A 23,206-nucleotide genomic window follows, 5' to 3' on the forward strand; every position below is an offset into this window, starting at 1 on the left:
CCTCGGCCGGTCGCGCTCACTCCAGTTCCGCCAAGCGCTCCGCGGTGTCGTCGGCGGTCGGCTCGCCCGTCCCCAGAGTGCCGTCGGGCAGCCTCGCCCACTCCGCGCGGGCCGCCCGGTAGGCCTCGCGGGCGGCCCGCGGACGGGCCGCCGTCTCGTAGGACATACCCCGCCAGTGGTGCGCCTGAGCGCCCAGCACGACCGCCTCTCGGCGCCTGCCGTCCGTCTCCGCGAATTCCTCCGCGTCCCGGGCGGATTCCGCGGCGAACCGGAAGGCGTCGACCGCCTCGTCCAGACGTGCGGGACGGCCCAGGCTCCGGTAGGCCTCGTACTGGGCCTGTCCCAGCTCCAGCCAGCAGTGGGCGGCCAGAAGCGAGTCGCTCGCCTCCGCCGCCGCGAGCCCGAAGAGGTGCTCGGCCTCCCGGAGGTCGACGCGGTCTCCCCGCAGCTGGTACCTGAGAATCAGCGCCCGGCCCAGCAACAGCAGCCGGTACCCCGTCCCGGCGTTCCCCGTGGGCGTCTCCCGGCGGCAGTCCCGCAGCACCCGGATCGCCTGCGACAGTGGTGCCCAGGCACGGTCACCGCTCTCCGAGACCGCCCGGCGCAGGAGCGCCTCACCCCATTCGGCGAGGACCTGGGGGTATGCGGGCGCGTCCCTGGCCATCTCCCGGGCGGCCGTCGCGAACGAGGCCGCGGCTTCCTGGAGTTCGCGCGGGTCCCCCGTGTCGGCGTGCCGGGCGACCCTGATGCGTCCGGCCCGTACGTGCAGTTCGGCCCGCCGGCTGCGTTTCCCGGTGGCCGCCAGCGCCTCGTCGACCCGGTCCTGGGCCTCGTCCAGGCCACCGCCCGCCTTCAGCAGGGCGTCGATCAGGTCGAGACGCACACGGACCCCGTCCAGCGCCTCCGGGTCCGTCTCCAGCGCGTCACGCAGCGAGCGGGACGCCTGCTCCGCGTAGCCGCGGGCCTGTTCGGGATCGGTCGTCGCGTCCGACAGGCGCAGCAGGATCCGGCCGTGGGCCAGGGGAAGTTCGGGCGGGCGGTGCCGGCGGTCCGGCCAGGCGTCGGCGAACGCCTCCAGCATGCCGACCGCGCCCTGGAGCAGAGCGCTGTCGCCGCCCAGCCGCCACTGTGCCTCCAGCGCGCCCACCCGCTCCAGCGTGAGGCGCAGCGCCTCCTTCTGGTCCAGGTCGGGGGCGGCACAGGCCACCGCGTACTCGCGGTCGGCGCGGCGCAGCAGGTCCAGCGCACCGTGCTGGTCGCCGCGGCGCCTGCGGTCGGTGGCGGCGGCGCTCAACACCCTGGCCAGTACGGCCCGTTCCTTCAGGGCGTGCGGGTGCGCCACCGCCCGCTCCGCCGCGGTCTCGGCCGCGCGCAGCAGCTCCGCTCCGCCCTGCACCTCCCACAGCCGCAGCGTGCAGCGCGCGTACTCCGCCCACAGCTCCGGGTCCGCGCCCGGGGGGCGCTCGTGCTCCGTGGCACCGCGCAACAGCTGTACGGCGTCGATCAGGTCCTGCACCATGCCCTCGCCGTCGAACCGCGCGAGCAGCGTGCGCGCCCGGGTGACCGCCTGGTGCGTCCGCCGCTCACCGGGAGGCACGGCGCCGCCGCGGCCGCCGTACACGCGGAACTGCTCGGGCAGCGGCATGAAGCGCTCCAGCACCCGGGCCGCGACCTCCGCGAAGGGCTGCGGGACCAGGGTCGCATCCCCGTTGTCCCCGTTCCTGGCCGGATAGCCGGCCCCCGGCGGCGTGTACGGCCGCCCGGAGTCCCCGTCGCCGAGCTGGGCGAGGGCCAGGGCCGGAAAGTTGGGGCCGCCCTTGCCGAAGCGCTGCTCGATGTACTCGGAGCAGTGCTTGAGCACCAGCAGGGCCTCGTCCCGGCCGAGCCTCGACAGCAGCGCCTCCTGCACCTCCGGCTCCATCTCGTACCACTGCGTGCCGGCCGCCCCGTGTTCCTCCCGGGCGCGTGAGACCAGGCCGCCGAGCAGCACCTCGGCGAGTTCGGACGGCCCGGAGTCGGGCAGCATGGTGCGCTGCACCAACTGCATCACCGGCAGACAGAGGGGCGCGGCCGCGAGGTACACGGCAAGTCGCCCGGCCGCCGGGGACGCGGTCGAGTGGAACCTGCTGACCCGTTCGACCGGTGTCGCCCTGCGCCCGGGACGGGACGCCGGCGCGGGCGGCTGATCCGCGCGCACCCAGCCCACCGCGCCCGCCACCGGCCCGGCGCCGACCCCGGACAGCAGCCTCGCCCACGCGCCGAGGGCCACCGGCTCGGGGGGCAGCACCGGCACCGGGAGGGCTCCCCGCTGCTCGACCGGCGGAGCACCGGCCGGGATGCGCACCCGCAGTGCGGTGGCACCGCCCAGGGTGTCGCCCCGGCTCAGCTCGCCGTAGGTCACGGGCAGCCGGGTGCGGCTCCACAGTCGTTGCGGCAGCGGCTGCAGTACGGCGGTCGGGGCCTGCCGGGACAGGTGGTGGAGCAGGCGGTGCGCCCGGCCGCTGCGCCACAGCGGACCGGCGCAGTCGCTGACCAGCAGGGTGATACGGCGCCCCGTGGGGTCGCTGAGCCGGTCGGCGGTGTGCAGCGGGGCCGCGTGCATGTCCGGGCTGCGGCCGACCAGCGCCTCGCCGTCGGGTCCGGTGTGCAGATGACTGATCTGGATGTCCCCGAAGGCGCCCAACTGGCCGAATACCTGCCCCAGTTCGGCGAACATCCGGTCCCACACCCGCATCGAGGGCGAGGCCTCCAGGACCAGCTGCAGCCGGGCGTCGCCCCGGGTCACCGCGCGGTGAACGGGAAGGATCAGCCCGCCTGCTCGCGCGCTGAGTTCGGCCGTCCCCGTCTCGTCGAGCTCGGTGCGCAGGGGCGGCGCGGCACTGCGGTATGCCTGCAACGGGCGCAGTGCGCGCTGGAGTTCGAGTGGCGCGGGCAGCGCGGGGGCGGCGGGCACGCCGATCGGCAGCCCGGTGACCCGGCCCGCCCCCCGGGTGCGGCCGGCGCCGTGCTGCGGCAGCGGGTACAGGGGCGCACGCTGGTCGGCTCCCCCACGGACCGGCTCCGGTCGCGACCGGGCCGCGCGGGTGTCGTCGCCCGTCGACGGTGTGTCCCCGCGCTTGTCCCGCGGGGGTTCGGCGGGCATCGGAAGGGGTCGATCGCCGGATCCCCGGGCGGGCCGGTCCGGCTCCGCCGCGTTCGTGGGCCGCGCCCACCGGGCCAGCCAGAGGGCGTCGCTCAGCCCCTCGGGGTCCGGGTCGAGTTCGATCTCCCGTAACCTGCGGACGAGTTCGGCGATGGGATCGCCGTCGGGTGCGCCGGGGCCGCCGCCCGTGGGGTCCGGGTCGGGCGGTACGGGACCGTGTCGCGCCGCTGCGTCGGGCATCAGCGCCTCACCTCGGACGGTCGAGTCGCTGGATGAGCAGTTCGGCGAGTCGGTCGCGGCTGGGCGGAGCCGCCGCGTCGGTGAGGTAGATCGCGTTCAGCAGCTGGTCGGCGGCGAGGAGTTCGCTGCGGGAGCGCTCCAGGAAGCGGGTGATCAGGTCGTCGCCCGCGCGGGCCGCCTCGTCGCCGAGGTGGGCGCGTACGAAGGTGGCGAGCCGGTTGTGGTCGATCCGGCCCAGCTCCAGGTGGATGCAGCGGCGCATCAGAGGGGCGGGGAAGTCCCGCTCCCCGTTGCTGGTGAGGACGACGAACGGGAAGGCGTGGCAGCGCACCCGGCCGTCGCGGACCCGCACCTTGGTGCCGTCCGCGGTGAGCACCTCGGCCTCGCCGTCCGGCAGCCGGTCGGCGATGCGCTGGAGCTCGGGTATCTCGAACTCGCCTTCCTCCAGGACGTTCAGCAGGTCGTTGGGCAGGTCGATGTCGCTCTTGTCGAGTTCGTCGATCAGCAGCACGCGCGGTGTGCCGGAGGGCAGCAGGGCGGTGCCGAGCGGTCCGAGGCGGATGTAGCTGCCGATGGCCTCGACGGCTCCGGGGCTGCCGGCCGCCGCGCCGTAGCCTCCTTGCGCGGCGATCTGGACGTCCTGGAGCCGGGCGATGGCGTCGTAGTGGTACAGGCCGTCCTGGAGCGTGGAGCGGCTGACGATGGACCAGCGCAGCACGTCGCCCAGGCCCAGCTCGTACGCCACCGAATGGGCCAGGGTGCTCTTGCCCGCGCCGGGGCTGCCGGTGACGAGCAGGGGACGGCGCAGATAGAGCGCCGCGTTGATCATCTCCAGTTCCTCGGCGCCGGGCCGGTGGAGTTCCGCCAGGTGCCGGTGCGCGCCCAGCCTGCGGTCGCGGGAGCCGTCGCCGTCGCCCGCCGCGTCCCGGCCGGCGAAGTCCCGCCAGGGCGGCGGCGGGGGCAGCCGGCTCATTCCGTCGTGCGGTTCCCCGGCGCCTCGGTAGATGAGCCACTCACTGGATTCGGTCATGGTCCGGTCCTCGTCGTCCCTCGTCCACCACGGCAGCCGTCGAACGTGCATCAAGGTATCGAGCCACGGGAAAGCTGGTAAGAGCCCGAGGGGCGCACGGTGCCCGTTGCATCAGGGGGCCTCCAGCAGATCTCCGGTTCCGGGCAGGGGCTGCTGCGGATTGTCGTACAACAGAGCTATTCCGTCGGCCCAGTAGGCCTCCGGGAGCCCCGCGCGCAACTTCACCCGCAGGCCGTGCACCACGTCGGGGAGGAACGCGGCGCCGTCCCCGTCGTCGACGACCTGCTTGGCTCCCCGGTGGAACTCCCCGCAGACAGCGTCCGGCTGGCCGCGCCAGCGGCGCCACAGGACCACTCCGTAGCCCGCGTGCACGATCCGGCCCAGCGCGGCCGCGTCGTCCTCGTAGCGCCGGTCGCCGTACCGGCACAGCACGGGGACCGTACGGGGCGGGAGACGGCGCAGCTCCGCGGCGGTCGGGACCGGCTCGCGCACCCCGTCGTCGCAGTCCAGCACCTCGGCCTGCGCGTCGCGGACGTGCAGCCGGTGCCAGCGGTCCCGGCGCTCCGGATCCGGCTCGCCTTCGGACGCGTCCCACTCCGTGTCGAACGTGACCGGCTCGCCGTCGCCGGGCAGTTGGGCGCGGTCGGAGCAGCGCACGACGACGGGCCGCTCGGCGCCCAGCGGGGGGCCGTCCGACCGCAGCCGCCACTCGTCCACGGCCAGGCCGAGCAGCAGGTACGGAAGGGCCGCGTGCAGGGCCACGGGCCGCCCGGGTCCGTCGCAGCGGCGGAAGGCCTCGGCGAGGGGAGCGGTGACCTGTGCCGGAAGCTCCGCCAGCGGGGTGCGCTCACCCTCGTGGAGCCGCGTCACGTCGCCGTCGGGGGCGGCCACGGAGACCGACCAGTCGCAACGCCCGGGCTCCCAGCCTCTCGGCAGCACTTCGAGCAGCACGGTCGGTCCGGGCCCGGCGTCGCGCGGCCGCTCCCGGACCGGCTCCCGCGGTGTCGCCCCGGGCAGGGCGGGCGCGACCGGCGGCAGGAGCCCGGGGCCGGGCGGCACCGGACCGGCCGGGACGGCGTGCCGACGGCGGCGCTGTCCCAGCCACTTGGCGCGCCTCCGGGCCAGCCCGTGGCGATAGCCGCTGTCGAGACCCGTCGACGCCTGCCTCACCCACTCCCACAGGGCCTGTTCGGCATCCAGCAGGCTGGGCGTCGCCGGACGTTCGGCCTCCATGACCTGCATCGCGTAGTCGAGTACGAGCTTCAGCGCCCCGTCCTGCCGGGCGTTCTCGTAGAGCACACCCAGACCGTCGCGCCAGCCGCGGGGAGCCGGTACCAGGGTGGGGAGCTGGAAGTTCGACAGGGAGTCGAGGATGTCGAGCAGGCTGCGGGTGGTCTCCGGGGGCGGCAGGTCGGAGAGCCGGCCGAGCAACTCGCCGCGCTCGTCGGGGCCGAGCGTCCGGCCGGGGCGCGCGCCGAGTTCTCCCTGCAGGTCGGCCCAGGTGGGGCGCCGCGAGTCCGAGGGCTGCTGCCGGTCACGGTGGTAGCGGTCGTGGGCGTGGAAGACCGCCTGGTAGACGTCGTCGTGCTCGGTCCGCACGGCTTCCGGCGGGACCCGCAACGTCCGCAGGCGCTCGATCCCGATGGAGGTGCCGCCCGTCCCGTGGTCCGCACGCGACTTCAGTACGCCGATGACCTCGCCGCGCACCGGGTCGATCACCGGACCGCCCGAGACACCGGGCGGCATGTCGTTCTGCCCCAGCCGCATCTGCACCCCCGCCGACCAGCCGCCGATGGTTCCCTGCACGGAGAGGAACCCGTCCAGGATCTGCAGCTGCCCTCCGGTCACGGTCCAGCCCGCGTAGAACACCCTGCCCTCGCCGTAGTGCGCGGCGGGCCGCTCGGAGACGTACACACAGTCGTGGTCCACGGGTTCACGGAGCCGGACGAGGGCGAGGTCCGGGGCGGGCCAGCCGCCGGGCACGAAGCGGTCGACGTGCTCCGGGAGCGTGGCCGCCACCTGTCCGGGGACGGCGGACGGGCCCTGGCCCGGGCCGGTCTCATAGACCACCGACACTTCGCCGCCCTCCCTTCCGTCCACCACGTGTGCGCAGGTCAGAACCCAGTTCGGGGCGATGAAGAAGCCACTGCCGAGGAAGGTGCCGGGTTCGTCCAGGGCATACCCGACACTTGTGCGATGAATGCGCACGGTCGCCGCCATGACGAGTTCACGCAGAGCATGGTGGGCGGCATGGAAGTCGCTCGGTGCGCCCCCGTCGTGCCGGTCCGTCATGCCCCGCCCCCGCCGGCGGTGCCCTGGGCGCCCCCGTGCTCCGGGGCGCCGGTGGACGCGCCCGCACCAGGTGCGCCACCGTTGCCGGGGGACGTTCCGTCGCCGGGCGCGCCAGGTGCGCCGGGGACGGTTCGGGGGGAGGCGGCGGCCGGCTCACCGTGGCCCGCGCGGGAGGCCGGGTCCGGGGCGGAGCCCGGGCTCGCCGGGTCCGGTGGGCCGCCGCCGTTCCAGGTCAGGGTCACCGTGATACCGGCCTTGGCCTCGCCGTCCGCGAGCAGCCCGACGATCTTGCCGGCCTTCGCGGTCAGCTCGATCCCGAACTCGACGCTCACCTCGTCCGGCCGCACCGCGCGCAGCGGACCGGCCAGCGACCGTGCGACTCCGGTGACGAGCGAGTGCAGACTCTCGACGCTCGCCTCCACCCGGTCGGTGAACCCGGTGTCCGAGTACGACAGCTCCCCCGACGGCACGGCCAGCTCCTCGGCCCCCGATATCCGGGCCCAGACAGGCGTGCCGTCCGGCAGCTCGATCCGCGTCACCCGGGTCGTTTCCTGCCCCATGTCGCTCCCCCGTTCCCCGTGGCACCGCCGCCCGCGGGCGTGGTGCTCCCTGCGCCTATCCTTTTCCTGTCCCTGTCGTGGCTTCCCGGACGGGAAGACGACGTCTCCTCCTCCCACAAGGAGAGGGTTCTTCCCGCACGGGAGCGGCCCTACCCCTGTACCGACCACGGAGCACCAGCCATGTACTTCACCGACCGAGGCATCGAGGAACTGGAGAAGCGGCGCGGCGAGGAAGAGATCACCTTCGAGTGGCTCGCCGAGCAGCTCCGCACGTTCGTCGACCTGAACCCCGACTTCGAGGTCCCGGTGGAGCGACTCGCGACGTGGCTGGCCCGCCTGGACGACGAGGACGACGAGTAGGGACCCGACGGAGGCCTCCGCGGGAGGCCGTGGTCGGTCGCGTTCGCGTGGTCGGTCACGTTCGCGCGGTCAGTCACGTTCGCGCGGTCAGTCACGTTCGCGCGGTCAGTCGCGTGGGCGCACCAGCTCGTACGCCAGCCCGAGCGCCCCGTGCGCCAGCAGCAGCGCCCCCGTGGCGACCCATCCGCCGCTGCGCCGCCGTACGCCCCACACCATGACCGGCAGGCCCACCACCACCTGGGCCAGGGCCAGCGCGCGGGCCTGCGGATCGCCCGACCAGGGCAGCCACGACGCGAACCGCCCTCTCTCCACCGTGTCGATCTCGGCGCGCACCGCCTCCCGCCAGCCCGCGACGGCTCCCACCCCCTCGACCCGCCGCGCATCGGCCTGGGCGCGGGCGACCTCATGGAGCCGGTCGGCCGGTTCGCCGGGGGTGAGTCCAACGGGCAGGGACACTCCCGCGCGCGTGAGGACGGCGAGCAGGGCGCGCAGCCGGGCGCGTCCGTCCGCCGCAGGGTCCGTTTCGGTCAGCCGGTCGAGGGACTGCATGTCCAGTACGGGATCGAGCCCCAGCCGGGCGGCGAAGGTGCGCATCGCCTCCTGCTCGCCCGCCGGGGTGCCGCCGGCCAGCCAGACGTAGCCCACGGGACGGCGGAAGCCGGAGGCGAGGGTGTACCCGGCACGGTCGGCGTCCCACCACAGCGCGAGCACGGGCCAGGAGGAGCCGACGGCCAGCGCCACGGCCCAGCCGGTCACGACGCGGTCGACCGGCTCACCCGCGTCGAGCCACGGCGTGCCCTCGGGTACGAGCACGCTCCAGTCGCCGCCCGCCCCGGTGAGCATCATGCGCTCGCGCAGCAGGTCGGCGGCTGGGGCGACGGTGTCGGGGTCCGCCCGGCAGAGCAGCAGGGCACCGGGGGCGGGAGCGCCCCGTGAACCGGTCCGAAACCCATCCGTCGACATGGTCACACGCTAGGCAATTCGACCGCTTCGCGCCCGATGTGAGGCATTGACGATCACACGAACGAGTGCCTTGACTTTCCATGGCCGCGATATATCGTGTTTTACGGAAGACGCGATATGGCGCGTCGCATCGAGGAGGTCAGCACCATGTCTCAGTGGTCCGTCGCCCAGCCCACCAAGCTCACCTTCGACGCCCCCGTGAGCGAGCTGCACGTACGCATCGTCAACGGAACGGTCAACGTCATGGGCACGGACGATGGTTCCGCCCGCCTGGAGGTCTCGGACATGGAGGGCCCACCCCTGGTGGTCACCCAGGAAGGCGGCACACTCACGGTGGCGTACGAGGACCTGCCCTGGAAGGGCTTCCTCAAGTGGCTCGACCGCAAGGGCTGGCGGCGCAGCGCGGTGGTCTCCCTCGCGGTTCCCGCGCAGACGCGCGTGGAGGTCGGAGTGGTCGGCGCCGGCGCCGTCGTCTCGGGGATCCGCGGCAGCTCGGAGGTCAAGGGCGTCACGGGCGACACGACACTGGTCGCCCTGTCCGGCCCGGTGCGCGCGACCACGGTGTCCGGGAACCTGGAGGCCCAGGCGGTCACCGGCGATCTGCGGTTCAACTCCGTCTCCGGCGACCTGACCGTCGTCGAAGGCTCGGGTTCCTCCGTGCGCGCCGACACGGTCAGCGGCTCCATGATCATCGACCTCGACCCCGACGGCCCGACCAGCGTCGGGCTGACCAGTGTCTCCGGTGAGATAGCGATCCGCCTGCCGCATCCGGCGGACGCCGAGGTCGAGGCGAACACGGCGAGCGGCACGATCTCCAACGCCTTCGAGGGCCTGCGGGTTCACGGCCAGTGGGGCGCCCACAAGATCACCGGCCGCCTCGGCGCGGGCACCGGCAAGCTCAGGGCCACGACGGTCTCCGGCTCGATCGCCCTGCTGCGCCGCCCTCCACGGGAGGACCAGGACGAGCCTTGGGACGCCGAACCACCGTTCGAGAAGGCTGAGTTCGACTCCGGCACCGGCACGAACAGCAAGGGCGACGGCGCCGCGGACGATACCCGTGATCGCGCGTCCGCGGCCACGGCGGCCGAAGCACAGGGCGACTTGGGGGACAATTCCGCTTCCGGCCCGGACGACGACGCGACCGTCGACGGCGCCCGGGCCGACGGCACGACCGACAAGAAGGTGCTCTGACATGCCTCCCGTCTTCGCCCACGGACGCCTCCGCCTCTACCTGCTCAAGCTGCTCGACGAGGCCCCGCGTCACGGCTACGAGGTGATCCGCCTTCTCGAGGAGCGCTTCCAGGGGCTGTACGCGCCGTCGGCGGGCACCGTCTACCCCCGCCTGGCCAAGCTGGAGGCGGAGGGCCTGGTCACGCACACCACCGAGGGCGGACGCAAGGTGTACGCCATCACGGACGCCGGACGCGCCGAACTGGCCGACCGCAGCGGCGAACTGGCCGACCTGGAGCTGGAGATCCGCGAGTCGGTCGCGGAACTGGCCGCCGAGATACGAGCCGACGTGCGCGGGGCGGCGGGCGACCTGCGCCGCGAGGTGCGGGCGGCCACCACCGAGGCCCGGCGCGGCACCAGGGCGGGCGCCGGGGAGCACGGACCCTACGGGGACCACACGGACTACGGCGACCTGGGTGACAAGGAGGCCTGGCGGGCAGCCAAGGAGGAGATGCGCCGCGTCAAGCAGGAGTGGAAGGAGCAGGCCCGGCGCGCCAAGGACGAGAGCCGCCGCGCCCGCGAGGAGGCCCAGCGGGCCCGCCACCAGGCCCAGGAGGCACAGTCCCGGGCGCGGGCCCAGGCACAGGAGGAGGTGCAGCGCATCGCCCGGCGGGTCCAGGAGCATGTGCAGGACCACTTCGCGCGGGGCGACTGGCCTACGGGGGTGCGTGAGGGCCTCTCCGAACTCGCCAAGGAATTCGGCGAGTTCGGAAAGGACTTCGGAAAGGACCACGGGAAGGACTTCGGCTTCGGACGGCCCGGGACCGAAGCCGAGCCCGGAACCGGAGCCACGGCCGGAACCGGCACCGCGGCCGGAACCGGCAAGTCCGCGCCGCAGCCGGAGTACTCGCAGACACCCGCAGGCTTCCCGGCCGACTACGAGCCGGCCTGGGCCCACGAGGAGGCCGGCGACGACCCGGCCCGCGACCTGGACCGCCTCCTCGACCGCTTCCGGGACGACATCCGCGACGCGGCCCGCGACCACGGCGTCACGGCCGACCAGCTCCGCGACGCCCGGCGCCACCTGTCGACGGCGGCGGCGCACATCGGAGCGATACTGCGCGGGCCGAAGGTCTGACCCACCCTCGGGTGGTGCGCCCGACGCCGGGCCGGGCGCACCACCGGAGGAGGTAGCGGCCGTCAGCCCGCCTTGGCCTCTCCCCCGCCGTACAGCACGCGCGTCAGCGACTCGTGCGTCACACCGTGGTCGGCGAGTACCTCGGCGGGCACCCCGGGCGCGGCGGCCAGGGCGAGGAGGATGTGTTCGTCGCCGACGTGACGATCGCGGTGGGCGACGGCGATGCGCAGGGCTCGTTCCAGGACGCCCTTCGCGCCCCGGCTGAAGGTGCGACGGCCGGACCACCAGCCCTTGTCCTTGCGGTCACCGGACATCGCCCCGACGCCGTGTGTCTCCTCGACCCGGAAGACGATCTCCGAGACGTCGATCCCCAGACCGGCGAGGGCGTCGGTGTCGGCCCGGGACAGCCCGCCCCGCCGCCGCGCCTCGTCCAGCGCCTCTCGTACGGACTCCTTGCGCTCCGCGAGTCCGAGGGCGGCCAGCGCGAAGGAACCGCGGCTCGCCTCGCGGTCGAGCAGGGCGAGCAGCATGTGCTCGGTGCCGACGGACTGCGACCCCGCGCGTTCACAGTGCCCGACCGCGCCGCGTACGACGTCACGGGCATCCTTCGTGAACCGTTCGAACATCACTGCCTCCCGTACTTCTTGTGCACGGCCTGCCTGCTGACGCCGAGTTCGGCGGCGATCTCCTGCCACGACCAGCCCTGGTTGCGCGCGCTGCGCACCTGCACCGCCTCCAGCTGCTCCAGCAGCCTGCGCAGTGCGGCGACGGCCCGGAGTCCGACCCGCGGATCGCGGTCACCGGCCCGCTCGGCGAGATCCGTTGCTTCGGTCATGATGTCAACTTAAGTTGACGGGGCGACCCTTGTCAACCCTGATTGACAAACGCCGACGGCCGGCCCGGAAACCGGGCCGGCCGTCGTACGGAGGCGACAGTCAGCGGACTGCGACGACGATCAACTGCTGGTGAGGACGATCTTGCCGAACTGGTCGCCGGACTCCAGCCGTTCGAAGCCCTCGCGGGCGCGGTCGAGCGGAAGGACCTCGTCGATGACGGGACGTACGCCGGTGGCGGCACAGAAGGAGAGCAGGTCCTCCAGCTCCTCCTTGGTACCCATCGTGGAGCCGACGACCTTCAGTTCCAGGAAGAAGATGCGGGTCAGCTCGGCGTGCGAGGGGCGGTCGCCGCTCGTGGCGCCGGAGATGACGATGGTGCCGCCCGGCCGCAGCGACTTCACCGAGTGGGACCAGGTGGCGGCGCCGACCGTCTCGATGACGGCGTCCACACGCTGGGGCAGCCGCGCCCCCGACTCGACCGCCTCCACGGCACCGAGCTCCAGGGCGCGCTTGCGCTTCGCCTCGTCACGGCTGGTGGCGAAGACGCGCAGCCCCGCCGCCTTGCCGAGCACGATCGCGGCCGTGGCGACACCGCCGCCGGCACCCTGGACGAGCACCGAGTCCCCGGGCCGTACACCCGCGTTGGTGAAGAGCATCCGGTACGCCGTCAGCCAGGCCGTGGGCAGGCAGGCGGCCTCCTCGAAGGAGAGCTCCTTCGGCTTCGGCAGGATGTTCCAGGTCGGCACGGCGACCTGCTCGGCGAAGGTGCCCTGGTAGCGCTCGGTCAGGATCGAGCGGGGCTCGTTCGGTCCGACACCGTGGCCGGTCTGGCCGATGACGGAGTGCAGGACGACCTCGTTGCCGTCCTCGTCGACGCCGGCGGCGTCACAGCCGAGGATCATGGGCAGCCGGTCCTCCGGGAGGCCGACCCCCCGGAGCGACCAGAGGTCGTGGTGGTTGAGGGAGGCGGCCCTGACGTCGACGGTGCTCCAGCCGGGGCGGGCCTCGGGGGCCGGGCGCTCCCCCAACTCAAGGCCGGAGAGCGGCTGGTCGCGGTCGATTCGGGCGGCGTAGACAGCGAACATGGGCTTGACGATAGGTTCCCGATCAGGCGGACGGAACCACAGACCCCTGTGACACATGCCCTCTTGCACAACGGCGCGGGGGTCCGGGGCGGCAGCCCCCAGGGCAACAGCACCCTCGAAATCACCCGGACGGGCGGGCGGGTGCGCAAAAAAAATGGCCCCGCCCGAACGGGCGGGGCCATTCCAGGCGTCACCGGCGGGCAACGCCCTCCGCCCGTGCGGCAGCCGCGACCGCGGCCGTCACCGCGGGAGCGACCCGCTCATCGAACGGCGACGGGATGACATAGTCGGCGGCAAGATCGTCGCCGACGACCGCGGCCAGCGCCTCCGCCGCCGCGATCTTCATCCCCTCGGTGATCCGGGAGGCCCGCACCTGGAGCGCGCCCGCGAAGATCCCGGGGAACGCCAGCACGTTGTTGATCTGGTTCGGGAAGTCCGACCGCCCGGTGGCGACCACCGCCGCGTACTTGTGCGCGACGTCGGGGTGCACCTCGGGGTTCGGGTTGGCCATCGCGAACACGAAGGCACCCTCCGCCATGGAGGCGACCGCGGCCTCGGGGACCGTACCGCCGGAGACGCCGATGAAGACGTCGGCGCCCGCCAGCGCGTCCTCCAGCGAGCCGGTGATGCCCGCCTTGTTGGTGAACCCGGCGAGCTCACGCTTGACGGACGTCAGGTCCTCCCGGTCGGCCGACACGACACCCTTGCGGTCGGCCACGGCGACATCCCCGATACCGGCCTCGACCAGCATCTTCGCGATGGCGACACCGGCCGCGCCGGCGCCCGAGATCACCGCCCGCAGGTCACCGATCGTGCGCCCGCTCAGCCGCGCCGCGTTGCGCAGCGCCGCCAGCGTCACGACCGCCGTACCGTGCTGGTCGTCGTGGAAGACCGGAATGTCCAGCCGCTCCTGGAGCTTGCGCTCGATCTCGAAGCACCGCGGTGCCGAGATGTCCTCCAGGTTCACCCCGCCGAAGGACGGGGCCAGCCGGACGACGGTCTCCACGATCTCGTCGACGCCGGTGCAGTCGAGCGCGATCGGAACGGCGTCCACGCCGCCGAACTGCTTGAAGAGGATCGCCTTCCCTTCCATCACCGGAAGGGAGGCCTCGGGGCCGATGTCCCCGAGCCCGAGGACGGCCGTACCGTCGGTCACGACCGCGACCACGGACGACTTCCACGTGTAATCGTTGACCAGCTCCGGCTGCTCCGCGATCGCGGTGCACACGCGCGCGACGCCGGGCGTGTACGCGAGGGACAGGTCGTCCTTGTCGCGCAGCGGCACGGTGGCCTGCACAGCCATCTTGCCGCCGCGGTGCAGCGCGAATGCCGGATCGAAGGAATCGAGGGGCTCGGCCCCGCCGTCCTGGTCCGCACTGCTGTCGCTGCGAGGATTGACGATCTCCGCTGCCACTTCGTTTTACCCCTTAAATATTCATGGTTTGAGGGTTGACCACTCCTGGTGAAGAGTGGGCGGGACCGCATACGACCCGATTGCCTGATACGTACGGGCCGTACACGACGGGCGCGCCGCACACGCGCCCTGAGCCCCGGATGAGGGGTGTAAAGAACCTTCCTACCCCACGGACGGGCCGACGACGAGTCCATTAGGTGCAACGTCACATCACAGGACCAGAAGGTCACGTCCTGATGACAACAAGGCGACGTCGAGGCGAGATGGAGCGACCCGTGCACGACGGCGAACGTCCGGCAAGCACCGACCAGATGGTGAGATGCACCGGAAAAATTTCGGCCGGGACCAGGGATTTCCGCAGACGGTCCGGCTTGGTGCGCCGACCTGACGCGGTTCGGGGGTCGCCCGTTATCCGATTTTGACATATGGAGCCCACTGAATCGCGCGGACCGAATGGCAAGATGCCGTAAACCCACGAGGTCGCGACACCCGAAGGTGTGTGTTCTCGTCGACCTAACGGCACATCTCCACCCCTTTCGCCGGAGGAATCACCATGACCGCAAGCTCCACCCGTCGTACGACCGCCCGCACCCGGATTGCAGCGGTCGGTGCGATCGCGGTCGCAGGCGCCCTGATCCTCACGGGCTGCGGTGACCAGACGGACAAGGGCAACGACGGCGGCTCCACCACCTCGTCGACGGCCTCCGCGCCGCTCGCCGACAAGCTCCCCGCGGACATCAAGAAGGCCGGTGTCATCAAGGTGGGCTCCGACATCGCCTACCCGCCGGTCGAGTACATGGAGGGCGGCAAGGCCGTCGGCATCGACCCGGACATCGCGGACGCCCTGGGCAAGCAGCTGGGCGTGAAGTTCGAGTTCCAGAACGGCAAGTTCGACAACCTGATCGTGGGCCTGCAGGCCAAGCGGTTCCAGGTGCTCATGTCGGCGATGAACGACACCAAGGACCGCCAGAACGGTATCGACTCCGACACCGGCAAGAAGGTCGGCAGCGGCGTCGACTTCGTCGACTACTTCACCGCCGGCACCTCGATCCTGGTCCAGAAGGGCAACCCGAAGGGCATCAAGTCGCTCGACGACCTCTGCGGCAAGGTCGTGGCCCTGCAGAAGGGCACCACGTCCGAGGGCATCGCCAAGGCGCAGAGCAAGAAGTGCACCAAGGACGGCAAGAAGGCCATCGACCTGCAGACCTTCGACACCGACCCCGAGGCGCTGCTCCGTCTGAAGCAGGGCGCGTCCGTCGCCGACCTGAACGACTTCCCGGTGGCGGCCTACAACGCCAAGACCTCCGGCGGCGGCAAGGACTTCGAGGTCGTCGGTGACCAGATCGAGGCGGGTCCCTACGGCATCGCGGTCGGCAAGGAGAACACCCAGCTGCGGGACGCCCTCCAGGCCGCCATGGAAGCGATCATCAAGAACGGCGACTACACCAAGATCCTGCAGAAGTGGAACGTCACGCAGGGCGCCGTCACCGAGTCGAAGACCAACGGCGGCTCCTGAACAGCCTCGGGCAACACTGAAGGGCTGTCACTGTGACTGACACCGTCGACAAGGTTCCGGCGCCGTCGCTGCCGCCGGAGCAGATCAAGGCCATTCCGGTACGGCACTACGGCCGCTGGGTGTCCGGCGTGGTGGTCATCGCCCTCGTGGTGATGATCGGGGTCGCGTTCTCCAACGCGAACATCAACTACAGCATCATCCCGGACTACGTCTTCGATCCGGGCATCGTCTCCGGCGCCTGGACCACGCTGTACATCTCCGTGCTGGCCATGGTGCTCGGCGTCGCCCTCGGCGTGGTCCTCGCCGTGATGCGGCTGTCGTCGAACCCGGTCACCAGCACCGTGGCCTGGTTCTACATCTGGTTCTTCCGCGGCACCCCGGTCCTGGTCCAGCTGCTGCTCTGGTACAACATCTCGCTCGTCTTCCCCATCCTGAACCTGGGGTTCTACAAGGACGAGATGAACCAGGTCATGACGCCGGTCCTCACGGCCCTGCTGGGACTCGGCCTGAACGAGGCCGCGTACATGTCGGAGATCGTCCGCGCCGGTATCCAGTCGGTCGACGAGGGGCAGACGGAGGCGTCGCACGCGCTGGGCATGACCCAGGGCCAGACGCTGCGCCGGGTGATCCTCCCGCAGGCCATGCGGGTCATCATCCCGCCGACCGGCAACGAGTTCATCAACATGCTGAAGACCTCGTCGCTGGCCTACGCGGTCCAGCTGCCGGAGATCATCAAGAAGGCCACGGACATCTCCAGCACCTCGCTGGCGGTCGTCGAGATGTACTTCGTAGCCTGTATCTGGTACCTGTTCCTGACCACGATCTTCAGCATCGTCCAGTACTACATCGAACGCCATTACGCCCGCGGTTCGACGCGCAACCTGCCGCCGACCCCGCTCCAGCGTCTGAAGAAGAACCTCCGAATGTTCGGTTCGTTCCGCCGCCCGGAGGTGGCCCGATGACCGGTCTCATCAAGGACAGCACGCCGCCGAGCAGCGGCGCGCCGATGGTCAAGGCCGAGGGCGTGCACAAGTCCTTCGGACATGCGCACATCCTCAAGGGCATCGACCTCGTGGTGAACCCGCGCGAGGTGTTCTGCCTGATCGGCCCGTCCGGTTCCGGCAAGTCCACCTTCCTGCGCTGCATCAACCACCTGGAGAAGATCAGCGCCGGCCGGCTGTACGTCGACGGCGACCTGGTCGGCTACCGGCAGAAGGGCGACAAGCTCTACGAGCTGAAGGAGAGGGAGGTCGCGGCGCAGCGGCGGGACATCGGCATGGTGTTCCAGCGCTTCAACCTCTTCCCGCACATGACGGCGCTGGAGAACGTCATGGAGGCGCCGGTCCAGGTCAAGCGCGAGTCCAAGGCGGTCGCCCGGGAGCGCGCGGAGCGCCTGCTCGACCGGGTGGGTCTCGGCGACCGCAAGGGTCACTACCCGTCGCAGCTCTCCGGCGGTCAGCAGCAGCGCGTGGCCATCGCCCGCGCGCTGGCGATGCAGCCGAAGCTGATGCTCTTCGACGAGCCGACCTCGGCTCTCGACCCGGAGCTCGTCGGCGAGGTCCTCGACGTGATGCGGGACCTGGCCGAGGACGGTATGACGATGATCGTCGTCACGCACGAGATGGGCTTCGCGCGTGAGGTCGGTGACTCGCTGGTGTTCATGGACGACGGCGTGGTGGTCGAGTCCGGCCACCCGCGCGACGTCCTGACGAACCCGCAGCACGACCGGACGAAGTCCTTCCTGTCGAAGGTGCTGTAGACACGCGTCCACGGCGCCGCAGAGCGGCGCTGAGGGGCGGTACGAGATCCTCGTACCGCCCCTTCCGCATGAACGGGTGTTTCGTCGCCCGCGGGCCTACTTGAGCGCGAGGAGCAGCGTGTCCGACGGCGAGCACCACACCGGCCGGGCCTCCGCGAAGCCCTTCTCGCGGAGCATGCGCGCGTGCGCGGCGGCCGAGGGCATGTCGCCGTCGGCGTGTTCGCCGTAGATCTCGAAGCGGCGGGCGGTCGGCCCGGCGAGGACCGGGTCCTTGGCGGCCAGCTGCCACCACTCGGCCCAGTCGAGGGCGCCGTCCCGCTTGGCCTGATCCATGTGGGCGTGGCGCCGGGCGCGCTCGGCCGCGTTGATCCGGGGAGTGGTCTCGTCGATCATGTGGTCCGCGTTCATGAAGACACCGCCGTCGCGGACAAGTCCCGCGACCTGACCGTAGAGGGCCGCGAGGGGTTCGCTGTGCAGCCAGTGCAGGGCCGTGGCACTCAGTACGGCGTCGTACGAGTCGTACGGCAGCTTCGCGGGCCAGTCCGGGTCCGTGAGGTCGGCGGTCACGAGGGCGACCCGCTCGTCGCCCGCGAAGGTGCCCTCGGCGATGGCGAGGAGGGCCGGGTCGAGGTCGACGCCGGTGCTGGTGGCCCGCGGGAACCTCCGGAGCAGGCGGGCCGTGATGCTGCCGGTGCCGCAGGCCAGGTCGAGCACGCGGGGTGCGGGGCCGACCAGGGCCTCGACCATGTCGAGCATGATCCGGAACCGCTCCTCGCGGTCCGGCATGTACCACTCCTGCTGACGGTCCCAGCTCTCCTGCCAGGCCGCCCAGTCGGCACCGGTCGTCGCCGTGTGCGCGTCCGTCATCGAACCCCTCCGCCCGTAGGTCCCGTAATACCCTGTTAGCACGACCGGCTGTTACCCCGACCGCACCCACGACCATAGAGCGCCTCTGTAAGGACTACAAGTGGAACTGGCCTATTACTCGGACTACGCCGTACGTCTGGTCAACAGCGAGGAACCGGTCCGCGGCAAGGACTCCCTGACCTCGGTCGAGGCCGTCCGCAATCTGTTCGGCGTCAACCAGTCGGCGGCCCGTCGCGCCACCGAAGCCGACGTCACGCGCTTCCGCTCCGTACGGGCCCGGCTGCGCGCGGTCTTCGAGGCCGCCGACAAGGGCGACGAGACGCTCGCGGTGGACCTGCTGAACTCGCTCCTGCTGGAGTTCCCGGTGAGCCCGCAGATCTCCGGGCACGACTTCCGGGACGACGACGGCCGCCCGCTGTGGCACATGCACCTGGCCGACCACCCGTCGAACGCAACCGCCGGGTACGCGGCGATCGCGGCGATGGGCCTCGCGTTCCACCTGACGGAGTACGGCGTGGACCGCCTGGGCCTCTGCCAGGCGAGCCCCTGCCGCAACGCCTACCTGGACACGTCGACGAACCGCTCCCGGCGCTACTGCTCGGACCGCTGCGCGACACGCGCCAACGTGGCCGCCTACCGCGCCCGCAAGCGCCTGGAGGCCGACCGGTCGGAGAGGACGGGCCTCGCGGCCGACAGCGCCCAGCGCACCAGCACGAGCGGGGAGCGCTGATCGGCCCGGCGCGGCCGGAACCGGAACCGCACCCGGCCGAGGATCAGGTCCTCCGGCACGGTCCCGTAGTCGGTGCTGTCCCCTCCGGCGTACGCGTTGTCCCCGAGGACCCACCAGCCGCCCTCGCGCCGTTCCGCGGCCCGCTTGACGACGAGCAGGTCCTGCTGGAACGGATGGCGCAGGACGACGACGTCACCGGGCCTGACCCTGGCCCCGTACTGCACCACGAGCAGGTCCCCGTGCTGGAGCGTGGGCACCATGGACGGCCCGGTCACCTCGGCCAGCCCGAAAGGCGGGACGGCCCTCCCACGCTCGGTCTCCTGCGACAGCTCCGGCATCCCCGGCACCTCCCCGGTCCGTTCCTCCACCAGTCCCAGTTTCACCCCGGACTTTTGTCCTAAGCCCTAGGGGGCACTCGCGAAATCCCGCTTCCCAGGGAGTAATGTCCCACCTGAGAAGACGATCACGAGGAAGGAATGCTCCATGCTTTCCCGCCTGTTTGCCCCCAAGGTCAAGGTCAGCGCGCACTGCGACCTGCCCTGCGGTGTGTACGACCCGGCCCAGGCCCGCATCGAGGCGGAGTCGGTGAAGGCCGTCCAGGAGAAGATGGCCGCCAACGACGACCCGCACTTCCAGGCGCGTGCCACGGTCATCAAGGAGCAGCGCGCCGAGCTCGCGAAGCACCACGTCTCGGTGCTCTGGAGCGACTACTTCAAGCCCCCGCACTTCGAGAAGTACCCGGAGCTGCACCAGCTGGTCAACGACACCCTGAAGGCCCTCTCGGCCGCCAAGGCGTCCACCGACCCGGCGACCGGCCAGAAGGCTCTGGACTACATCGCCCAGATCGACAAGATCTTCTGGGAGACCAAGAAGGCCTGATCTCCGATCAGACCCTCTGACCTGCAACGCCCTTGCACGCAGCGTCTCCCTGCCCGCACCCGGCCCGCAGACCGCCGAACACGGCGTCCCTGACGGTCCGGGTGCGGTCTTGTTCGCCCGGCCACAGGTGGGCGTAGATCCGCAGCGTGATGACGGCGGATACGTGGCCGAGAACGAGCTGAACCTGCTTGACGCTCGCCCCGCCGGCAATGAGGGCCGAGGCGAAGAAGTGGCCCAGGTCGTGGGTCACCATGTGCGGCAGCTCGACGGGCTTGCGACCCTCGCGCCCGGCTGCCTCTCTCCGACGCTTGGAGCGTCCTGCGGGCGCAGTTCCACTCCGTCCGCCAGCGACGGTAGTTGAGGGGCTCGCCTTCCTCCATCGTGAACAGCCACTCCTTCACACGCCCGCGTACGCCGCTCAGCTGCTCGGCGACGATGCCGGGCAGATCGTAACGAGGCGTCTGCCACTGATAGAGCGACTGACGGGCGGCCAGATCCCTGCCGCTGTTGTAGGCGCTTCCGGCGAGGCGGCCCCGGTCAGTGACGGCGGCGTCGTGTGCGGCGGACAGTTCGGTCACGTCGGCAGCTCCAGGGGGTGGGCGGCAGGGGAGGTCGCAAGGAGGGCCGTGCGCTGGAGCCGTTCGGACAGCTCCCGAAGTGCGCTGCCGCTCCGTGGGGGATTTGGTGCACAACGGGGTTGAAAGCCATCTGTCCTGATCACGTGCGACATGCCACGTTTGGCGTAATGGGCACTTTGGGTTGATCGGCCGCGTCACTCTGGAAGGGTTGATCACGGTCGTGTCAGGAGCCCTGTGTACGGATCACGTGAGGGGGCCGAGCGGATCGGCCATGTCCGCCGGACGGCCCCGAGCGTGTCGGGGCGGGCACTGCATCCGCGGCACGAGGTCAGCAGGAACATGGTGACCGAGACTTTGAGGACACCGGTGCAAGGGCGCGGCCATGGCACAAGGTGAGCGGCGGCCGGACAACGGCATGACGGACCGTTCGGAAGGGTTCGGTGAGCGGCTGCTGGGGGTGCTGCTGGACCGGGCACACGAGATGCCGCCGCAGCTGATCGCCCCGCTGATCGCGGAAGAGGTGGCCAGGGTCGGTGGCCGCGACGTCTCGATCCTGCTGCAGGACTACGGCCAGCTGGTGCTGGTGCCGCTGCCGGGTCGGCGGCTGATGGTCGGCGAGCCCGAGCCGATCGGTGACTCTCCCGCCGGCACCGCCTTCCTGCAGGCGACCACTGTCGAGGTGCCGCAGCCCGCCGGCGTCCGGATGTACCTACCGCTGCTGGACGGCAGCGACCAGGTAGGAGTGATGGGCCTCACCCTGGACACCGTCGATGACGACGACCGGCGGCTACTGCGCAGGCTCGCCGGTCTGGTCGCCGACATGCTGGTCACCAAGCACAGCTACACCGACCAGTTCTTCCTCGCCCGGCGCCGCGAACCGATGAGCGTGGCCGCGGAGATCCAGTGGTCCCTGCTGCCGCCGCTGGCGATGTCCGTCCCGCAGGCAGCAGTGGCCGGAATCCTGGAGCCCGCCTACAGCGTCGCAGGCGACAGCTTCGACTACGCCCTCAACGAGGACATCCTGCACCTGGCCATCGTCGATGCGATGGGCCACGGCCTGGACGCCGCCACGATGGCGACCGTCGCCGTCGGGGCCTACCGGCACGCCAGACGTTCCGACATCGGCCTGTCCGAGATCTACGCGTTCATGGACCGGGCCATCGCGGAGCAGTTCGGGCCCGACCACTTCGTCACCGCGCAGATGATGCGTCTGAACATCGCAACGGGCCACCTGCAGTGGGTCAACGCGGGCCACCCCGCACCGCTGTTGATCCGCAACCACCAAGTCGTACGGCAACTGGCAGGCCCGACCACCCTGCCGGTCGGCTTCGGCGGTGAAGAGCCCCAGATCAGCGAGCAGATGCTCGAACGCGGCGACCGGGTGCTGTGCTTCACCGACGGCCTGATCGAGGAACACGAAGCCGGTGAAGAGCAGTTCGGCGAGGAGCAACTCATCCACTGGGTCAACCGCATCGAACACACAGAGAAGGGAGTACGCGCGGTGGTGCGCGCACTCTCCCACGCTCTGAAGCTGCAACGGGGCGGCCGCACCAGCGACGACGCGACCCTCTTCCTGATCGAATGGCGCGGGGGCGCCGCCGACCACCTCGCCCTCCTGGAGTGAGGCGACCGCCGAACCGCCATAAATGGCGGCTCGGTTCAGGAGACCGGCCGGGTAACGCTGCACGGGCCGGATTCCCGGCTCTTCCTGCGCTTTCGTACACGATCGTGCTCTCGTGCACAGAGGCGAACGGCCGGTTCAGCAGCCTGCGTTCCAGGCGCAGGGCCGACTGGTCACCTCATGGCAGGCAGTGGTTGGTGCGGGAGCCCCTTCCGCTCAGCCGTTGCGCAGGCTGAGCCGGTTGTGCAGGAAGTTCACTTCCCGGTTCGGTGCCACGGCCGGAGCCGCCACAGCCGGGTATGGCCGGAGGGCAAGGTCGCCATGCGATCGTCGTGGCGCGTCGTGAACAGCTGAACCACGAGCACGCCCACGACGATCATCGCCAGAAGCAGGATCACTGTCGCGAAGGTCTCCATGCCTTCACATTCCTTCTGCCGGCGTCGGCAAGTGGTCAATGACCGCTCCGACGGGGGTACGTGAGGTCGGGTGGCGGGCGTCATGCCCGCTTTCGGATTCCCAGACCGCCTCCCGCATCGAGTCCGAGTCGGCCTCGTCCTCTGCCATGGTCCGGAAGCTTTCCGCCTCATGCATCAGGCCGCTCGCCGTGAGGTTCCGTGACGGGTCGGCGGCCGTGACCATGAGCCGGGCTGCAGTGGCCGGGGCCGTCTCCGGCGGAATCACCAGCAGCTCCCAGCGGCCGAAGGTGTAGGACAGCAGCGACAGCTCGTGCGGGTCTTGCCCGGCGTTGGACCAGCCGACGCGCACCATGTGACCGTGCGCGGGCACTTTTCCTGGAATGACCGGCCAGAACGTGCGGCTCACCGCTACCCGGGTGATCCGCCCCCACAGCGCGTCGAGACATTCGACTAGCGCCGGGAGCTGCTCCGTCAGGTTGCGCGAACGGGGCCACCAGGCACCATCGATCAGGGCCGGAGGGGCGCCGGCCGGCGCCAGCGTGAGTCGGAGCGGTGCCGAAGAAAGGGCCCGGTCTTCGACTGCGGGCGTGAACGGAATGGTCGTGGTCAT

The 23,206-nt window shown here is 71.2% G+C and carries 22 protein-coding genes and 1 pseudogene; 9 read left to right on the plus strand and 14 right to left on the minus strand.

Going from position 1 to position 23,206, the window contains the following annotated elements; all coding sequences use genetic code 11:
* Positions 1-16: 16 nt before the first annotated feature.
* From ACIPSA_RS07495 to ACIPSA_RS07510, 4 genes are all read right to left on the minus strand, one after another.
* Positions 17-3,382 carry an SAV_2336 N-terminal domain-related protein gene (locus ACIPSA_RS07495; protein ID WP_402629955.1) on the minus strand — a complete coding sequence of 1,122 codons (3,366 nt, stop codon included), beginning with the start codon at positions 3,380-3,382 and terminating at the stop codon, positions 17-19.
* Between the two features lie 7 nt (positions 3,383-3,389).
* On the minus strand, positions 3,390-4,412 hold the full coding sequence (locus ACIPSA_RS07500; RefSeq protein ID WP_402629958.1) for an AAA family ATPase: 1,023 nt from the start codon (positions 4,410-4,412) through the stop codon (positions 3,390-3,392).
* Between the two features lie 111 nt (positions 4,413-4,523).
* Positions 4,524-6,704, minus strand: a complete 2,181-nt coding sequence (locus tag ACIPSA_RS07505; RefSeq protein ID WP_402629961.1) for a trypsin-like peptidase domain-containing protein — start codon at positions 6,702-6,704, stop codon at positions 4,524-4,526.
* Positions 6,701-7,264, minus strand: a complete 564-nt coding sequence (locus ACIPSA_RS07510; RefSeq protein WP_402629963.1) for a CU044_2847 family protein — start codon at positions 7,262-7,264, stop codon at positions 6,701-6,703. Before ACIPSA_RS07510 ends, ACIPSA_RS07505 begins: the two co-directional genes overlap by 4 nt.
* 180 nt (positions 7,265-7,444) lie before the next feature.
* On the opposite strand from ACIPSA_RS07510, the gene ACIPSA_RS07515 reads away from it, so the two are divergent.
* Positions 7,445-7,624, plus strand: coding sequence for a DUF6104 family protein (locus ACIPSA_RS07515; protein ID WP_028420339.1), 180 nt, complete (start codon positions 7,445-7,447; stop codon positions 7,622-7,624).
* Between the two features lie 105 nt (positions 7,625-7,729).
* Here the strand turns inward: ACIPSA_RS07515 and ACIPSA_RS07520 are convergent, their stop codons facing one another.
* A complete protein-coding gene (locus tag ACIPSA_RS07520; protein WP_402629965.1) occupies positions 7,730-8,587 on the minus strand; it encodes a hypothetical protein in 858 nt (285 codons plus the stop codon).
* A gap of 147 nt (positions 8,588-8,734) precedes the next feature.
* On the opposite strand from ACIPSA_RS07520, the gene ACIPSA_RS07525 reads away from it, so the two are divergent.
* Positions 8,735-9,778, plus strand: coding sequence for a DUF4097 family beta strand repeat-containing protein (locus tag ACIPSA_RS07525; RefSeq protein ID WP_402629968.1), 1,044 nt, complete (start codon positions 8,735-8,737; stop codon positions 9,776-9,778).
* A 1-nt stretch (position 9,779) separates the two neighbouring features.
* Entirely contained in the window at positions 9,780-10,895 is a 1,116-nt protein-coding gene (locus tag ACIPSA_RS07530; RefSeq protein WP_402629971.1) for a helix-turn-helix transcriptional regulator, read from the plus strand.
* A 62-nt stretch (positions 10,896-10,957) separates the two neighbouring features.
* Here the strand turns inward: ACIPSA_RS07530 and ACIPSA_RS07535 are convergent, their stop codons facing one another.
* The 4 genes from ACIPSA_RS07535 to ACIPSA_RS07550 form a co-directional block, all read right to left on the minus strand.
* The gene (locus ACIPSA_RS07535) at positions 10,958-11,521 is read right to left on the minus strand and encodes a Clp protease N-terminal domain-containing protein (RefSeq protein WP_402629974.1); all 564 of its coding nucleotides are present in this window, start codon (positions 11,519-11,521) and stop codon (positions 10,958-10,960) included.
* A complete protein-coding gene (locus ACIPSA_RS07540) occupies positions 11,521-11,730 on the minus strand; it encodes a helix-turn-helix domain-containing protein (protein WP_018571396.1) in 210 nt (69 codons plus the stop codon). The genes ACIPSA_RS07535 and ACIPSA_RS07540 overlap by 1 nt, the downstream gene beginning before the upstream one ends.
* Positions 11,731-11,850: 120 nt before the next feature.
* Positions 11,851-12,816: a zinc-binding dehydrogenase gene (locus tag ACIPSA_RS07545; protein WP_402629978.1), complete on the minus strand. Its 966-nt coding sequence runs from the start codon at positions 12,814-12,816 to the stop codon at positions 11,851-11,853.
* Positions 12,817-13,006: 190 nt separating this feature from the next.
* On the minus strand, positions 13,007-14,230 hold the full coding sequence (locus tag ACIPSA_RS07550; protein WP_402629980.1) for an NADP-dependent malic enzyme: 1,224 nt from the start codon (positions 14,228-14,230) through the stop codon (positions 13,007-13,009).
* A gap of 553 nt (positions 14,231-14,783) precedes the next feature.
* Here ACIPSA_RS07550 and ACIPSA_RS07555 point away from each other — a divergent pair.
* From ACIPSA_RS07555 to ACIPSA_RS07565, 3 genes are read left to right on the plus strand one after another with little or no spacing between them, the layout of a single operon-like run.
* Positions 14,784-15,746 carry an ABC transporter substrate-binding protein gene (locus ACIPSA_RS07555; RefSeq protein ID WP_402629982.1) on the plus strand — a complete coding sequence of 321 codons (963 nt, stop codon included), beginning with the start codon at positions 14,784-14,786 and terminating at the stop codon, positions 15,744-15,746.
* Between the two features lie 32 nt (positions 15,747-15,778).
* Positions 15,779-16,708 carry an amino acid ABC transporter permease gene (locus ACIPSA_RS07560; protein WP_402629985.1) on the plus strand — a complete coding sequence of 310 codons (930 nt, stop codon included), beginning with the start codon at positions 15,779-15,781 and terminating at the stop codon, positions 16,706-16,708.
* Positions 16,705-17,505, plus strand: a complete 801-nt coding sequence (locus ACIPSA_RS07565; protein WP_402629988.1) for an amino acid ABC transporter ATP-binding protein — start codon at positions 16,705-16,707, stop codon at positions 17,503-17,505. Before ACIPSA_RS07560 ends, ACIPSA_RS07565 begins: the two co-directional genes overlap by 4 nt.
* A 96-nt stretch (positions 17,506-17,601) precedes the next feature.
* Here the strand turns inward: ACIPSA_RS07565 and ACIPSA_RS07570 are convergent, their stop codons facing one another.
* Positions 17,602-18,372: a class I SAM-dependent methyltransferase gene (locus tag ACIPSA_RS07570; RefSeq protein ID WP_402629991.1), complete on the minus strand. Its 771-nt coding sequence runs from the start codon at positions 18,370-18,372 to the stop codon at positions 17,602-17,604.
* Between the two features lie 100 nt (positions 18,373-18,472).
* On the opposite strand from ACIPSA_RS07570, the gene ACIPSA_RS07575 reads away from it, so the two are divergent.
* On the plus strand, positions 18,473-19,102 hold the full coding sequence (locus tag ACIPSA_RS07575; RefSeq protein WP_402629994.1) for a CGNR zinc finger domain-containing protein: 630 nt from the start codon (positions 18,473-18,475) through the stop codon (positions 19,100-19,102).
* Here the strand turns inward: ACIPSA_RS07575 and sodX are convergent.
* Complete coding sequence (gene sodX / locus ACIPSA_RS07580) at positions 19,006-19,440, minus strand: nickel-type superoxide dismutase maturation protease (RefSeq protein ID WP_402631675.1); 435 nt, start codon at positions 19,438-19,440, stop codon at positions 19,006-19,008. The genes ACIPSA_RS07575 and sodX overlap by 97 nt on opposite strands.
* A 145-nt stretch (positions 19,441-19,585) precedes the next feature.
* Between sodX and sodN the strand changes: the two genes are divergently transcribed.
* Positions 19,586-19,981: a superoxide dismutase, Ni gene (gene sodN / locus ACIPSA_RS07585; RefSeq protein WP_020136639.1), complete on the plus strand. Its 396-nt coding sequence runs from the start codon at positions 19,586-19,588 to the stop codon at positions 19,979-19,981.
* A gap of 7 nt (positions 19,982-19,988) precedes the next feature.
* Here the strand turns inward: sodN and ACIPSA_RS07590 are convergent.
* A pseudogene (locus ACIPSA_RS07590) lies at positions 19,989-20,379 on the minus strand (tyrosine-type recombinase/integrase); the annotation flags it as partial.
* A 562-nt stretch (positions 20,380-20,941) separates the two neighbouring features.
* Here ACIPSA_RS07590 and ACIPSA_RS07595 point away from each other — a divergent pair.
* A complete protein-coding gene (locus tag ACIPSA_RS07595; protein WP_402629997.1) occupies positions 20,942-22,183 on the plus strand; it encodes a PP2C family protein-serine/threonine phosphatase in 1,242 nt (413 codons plus the stop codon).
* A gap of 251 nt (positions 22,184-22,434) precedes the next feature.
* Here the strand turns inward: ACIPSA_RS07595 and ACIPSA_RS07600 are convergent, their stop codons facing one another.
* Complete coding sequence (locus ACIPSA_RS07600; protein WP_402630000.1) at positions 22,435-22,596, minus strand: hypothetical protein; 162 nt, start codon at positions 22,594-22,596, stop codon at positions 22,435-22,437.
* A 4-nt stretch (positions 22,597-22,600) separates the two neighbouring features.
* The gene (locus ACIPSA_RS07605; RefSeq protein WP_402630003.1) at positions 22,601-23,206 is read right to left on the minus strand and encodes a DUF5994 family protein; all 606 of its coding nucleotides are present in this window, start codon (positions 23,204-23,206) and stop codon (positions 22,601-22,603) included.

This window comes from Streptomyces sp. NPDC086549 (genome assembly GCF_044746205.1).
Classification (GTDB): Bacteria; Actinomycetota; Actinomycetes; order Streptomycetales; family Streptomycetaceae; genus Streptomyces.

What these genes read in the sequence shown, in the direction of transcription:
- ACIPSA_RS07540 (WP_018571396.1), bottom strand. Translation starts at nt 11,730, where the DNA reads ATGACCGAAGCAACGGATCTCGCCGAGCGGGCCGGTGACCGCGATCCG.
- ACIPSA_RS07505 (WP_402629961.1), bottom strand. Translation starts at nt 6,704, where the DNA reads ATGACGGACCGGCACGACGGGGGCGCACCGAGCGACTTCCATGCCGCC.
- sodX (WP_402631675.1), bottom strand. Translation starts at nt 19,440, where the DNA reads ATGCCGGAGCTGTCGCAGGAGACCGAGCGTGGGAGGGCCGTCCCGCCT.
- ACIPSA_RS07555 (WP_402629982.1), top strand. Translation starts at nt 14,784, where the DNA reads ATGACCGCAAGCTCCACCCGTCGTACGACCGCCCGCACCCGGATTGCA.
- ACIPSA_RS07530 (WP_402629971.1), top strand. Translation starts at nt 9,780, where the DNA reads ATGCCTCCCGTCTTCGCCCACGGACGCCTCCGCCTCTACCTGCTCAAG.
- ACIPSA_RS07605 (WP_402630003.1), bottom strand. Translation starts at nt 23,206, where the DNA reads ATGACCACGACCATTCCGTTCACGCCCGCAGTCGAAGACCGGGCCCTT.
- ACIPSA_RS07595 (WP_402629997.1), top strand. Translation starts at nt 20,942, where the DNA reads ATGGCACAAGGTGAGCGGCGGCCGGACAACGGCATGACGGACCGTTCG.
- ACIPSA_RS07545 (WP_402629978.1), bottom strand. Translation starts at nt 12,816, where the DNA reads ATGTTCGCTGTCTACGCCGCCCGAATCGACCGCGACCAGCCGCTCTCC.
- ACIPSA_RS07495 (WP_402629955.1), bottom strand. Translation starts at nt 3,382, where the DNA reads ATGCCCGACGCAGCGGCGCGACACGGTCCCGTACCGCCCGACCCGGAC.
- ACIPSA_RS07570 (WP_402629991.1), bottom strand. Translation starts at nt 18,372, where the DNA reads ATGACGGACGCGCACACGGCGACGACCGGTGCCGACTGGGCGGCCTGG.
- ACIPSA_RS07500 (WP_402629958.1), bottom strand. Translation starts at nt 4,412, where the DNA reads ATGACCGAATCCAGTGAGTGGCTCATCTACCGAGGCGCCGGGGAACCG.
- ACIPSA_RS07535 (WP_402629974.1), bottom strand. Translation starts at nt 11,521, where the DNA reads ATGTTCGAACGGTTCACGAAGGATGCCCGTGACGTCGTACGCGGCGCG.
- ACIPSA_RS07515 (WP_028420339.1), top strand. Translation starts at nt 7,445, where the DNA reads ATGTACTTCACCGACCGAGGCATCGAGGAACTGGAGAAGCGGCGCGGC.
- ACIPSA_RS07600 (WP_402630000.1), bottom strand. Translation starts at nt 22,596, where the DNA reads ATGGAGACCTTCGCGACAGTGATCCTGCTTCTGGCGATGATCGTCGTG.
- ACIPSA_RS07565 (WP_402629988.1), top strand. Translation starts at nt 16,705, where the DNA reads ATGACCGGTCTCATCAAGGACAGCACGCCGCCGAGCAGCGGCGCGCCG.
- ACIPSA_RS07520 (WP_402629965.1), bottom strand. Translation starts at nt 8,587, where the DNA reads ATGTCGACGGATGGGTTTCGGACCGGTTCACGGGGCGCTCCCGCCCCC.
- ACIPSA_RS07510 (WP_402629963.1), bottom strand. Translation starts at nt 7,264, where the DNA reads ATGGGGCAGGAAACGACCCGGGTGACGCGGATCGAGCTGCCGGACGGC.
- ACIPSA_RS07525 (WP_402629968.1), top strand. Translation starts at nt 8,735, where the DNA reads ATGTCTCAGTGGTCCGTCGCCCAGCCCACCAAGCTCACCTTCGACGCC.
- sodN (WP_020136639.1), top strand. Translation starts at nt 19,586, where the DNA reads ATGCTTTCCCGCCTGTTTGCCCCCAAGGTCAAGGTCAGCGCGCACTGC.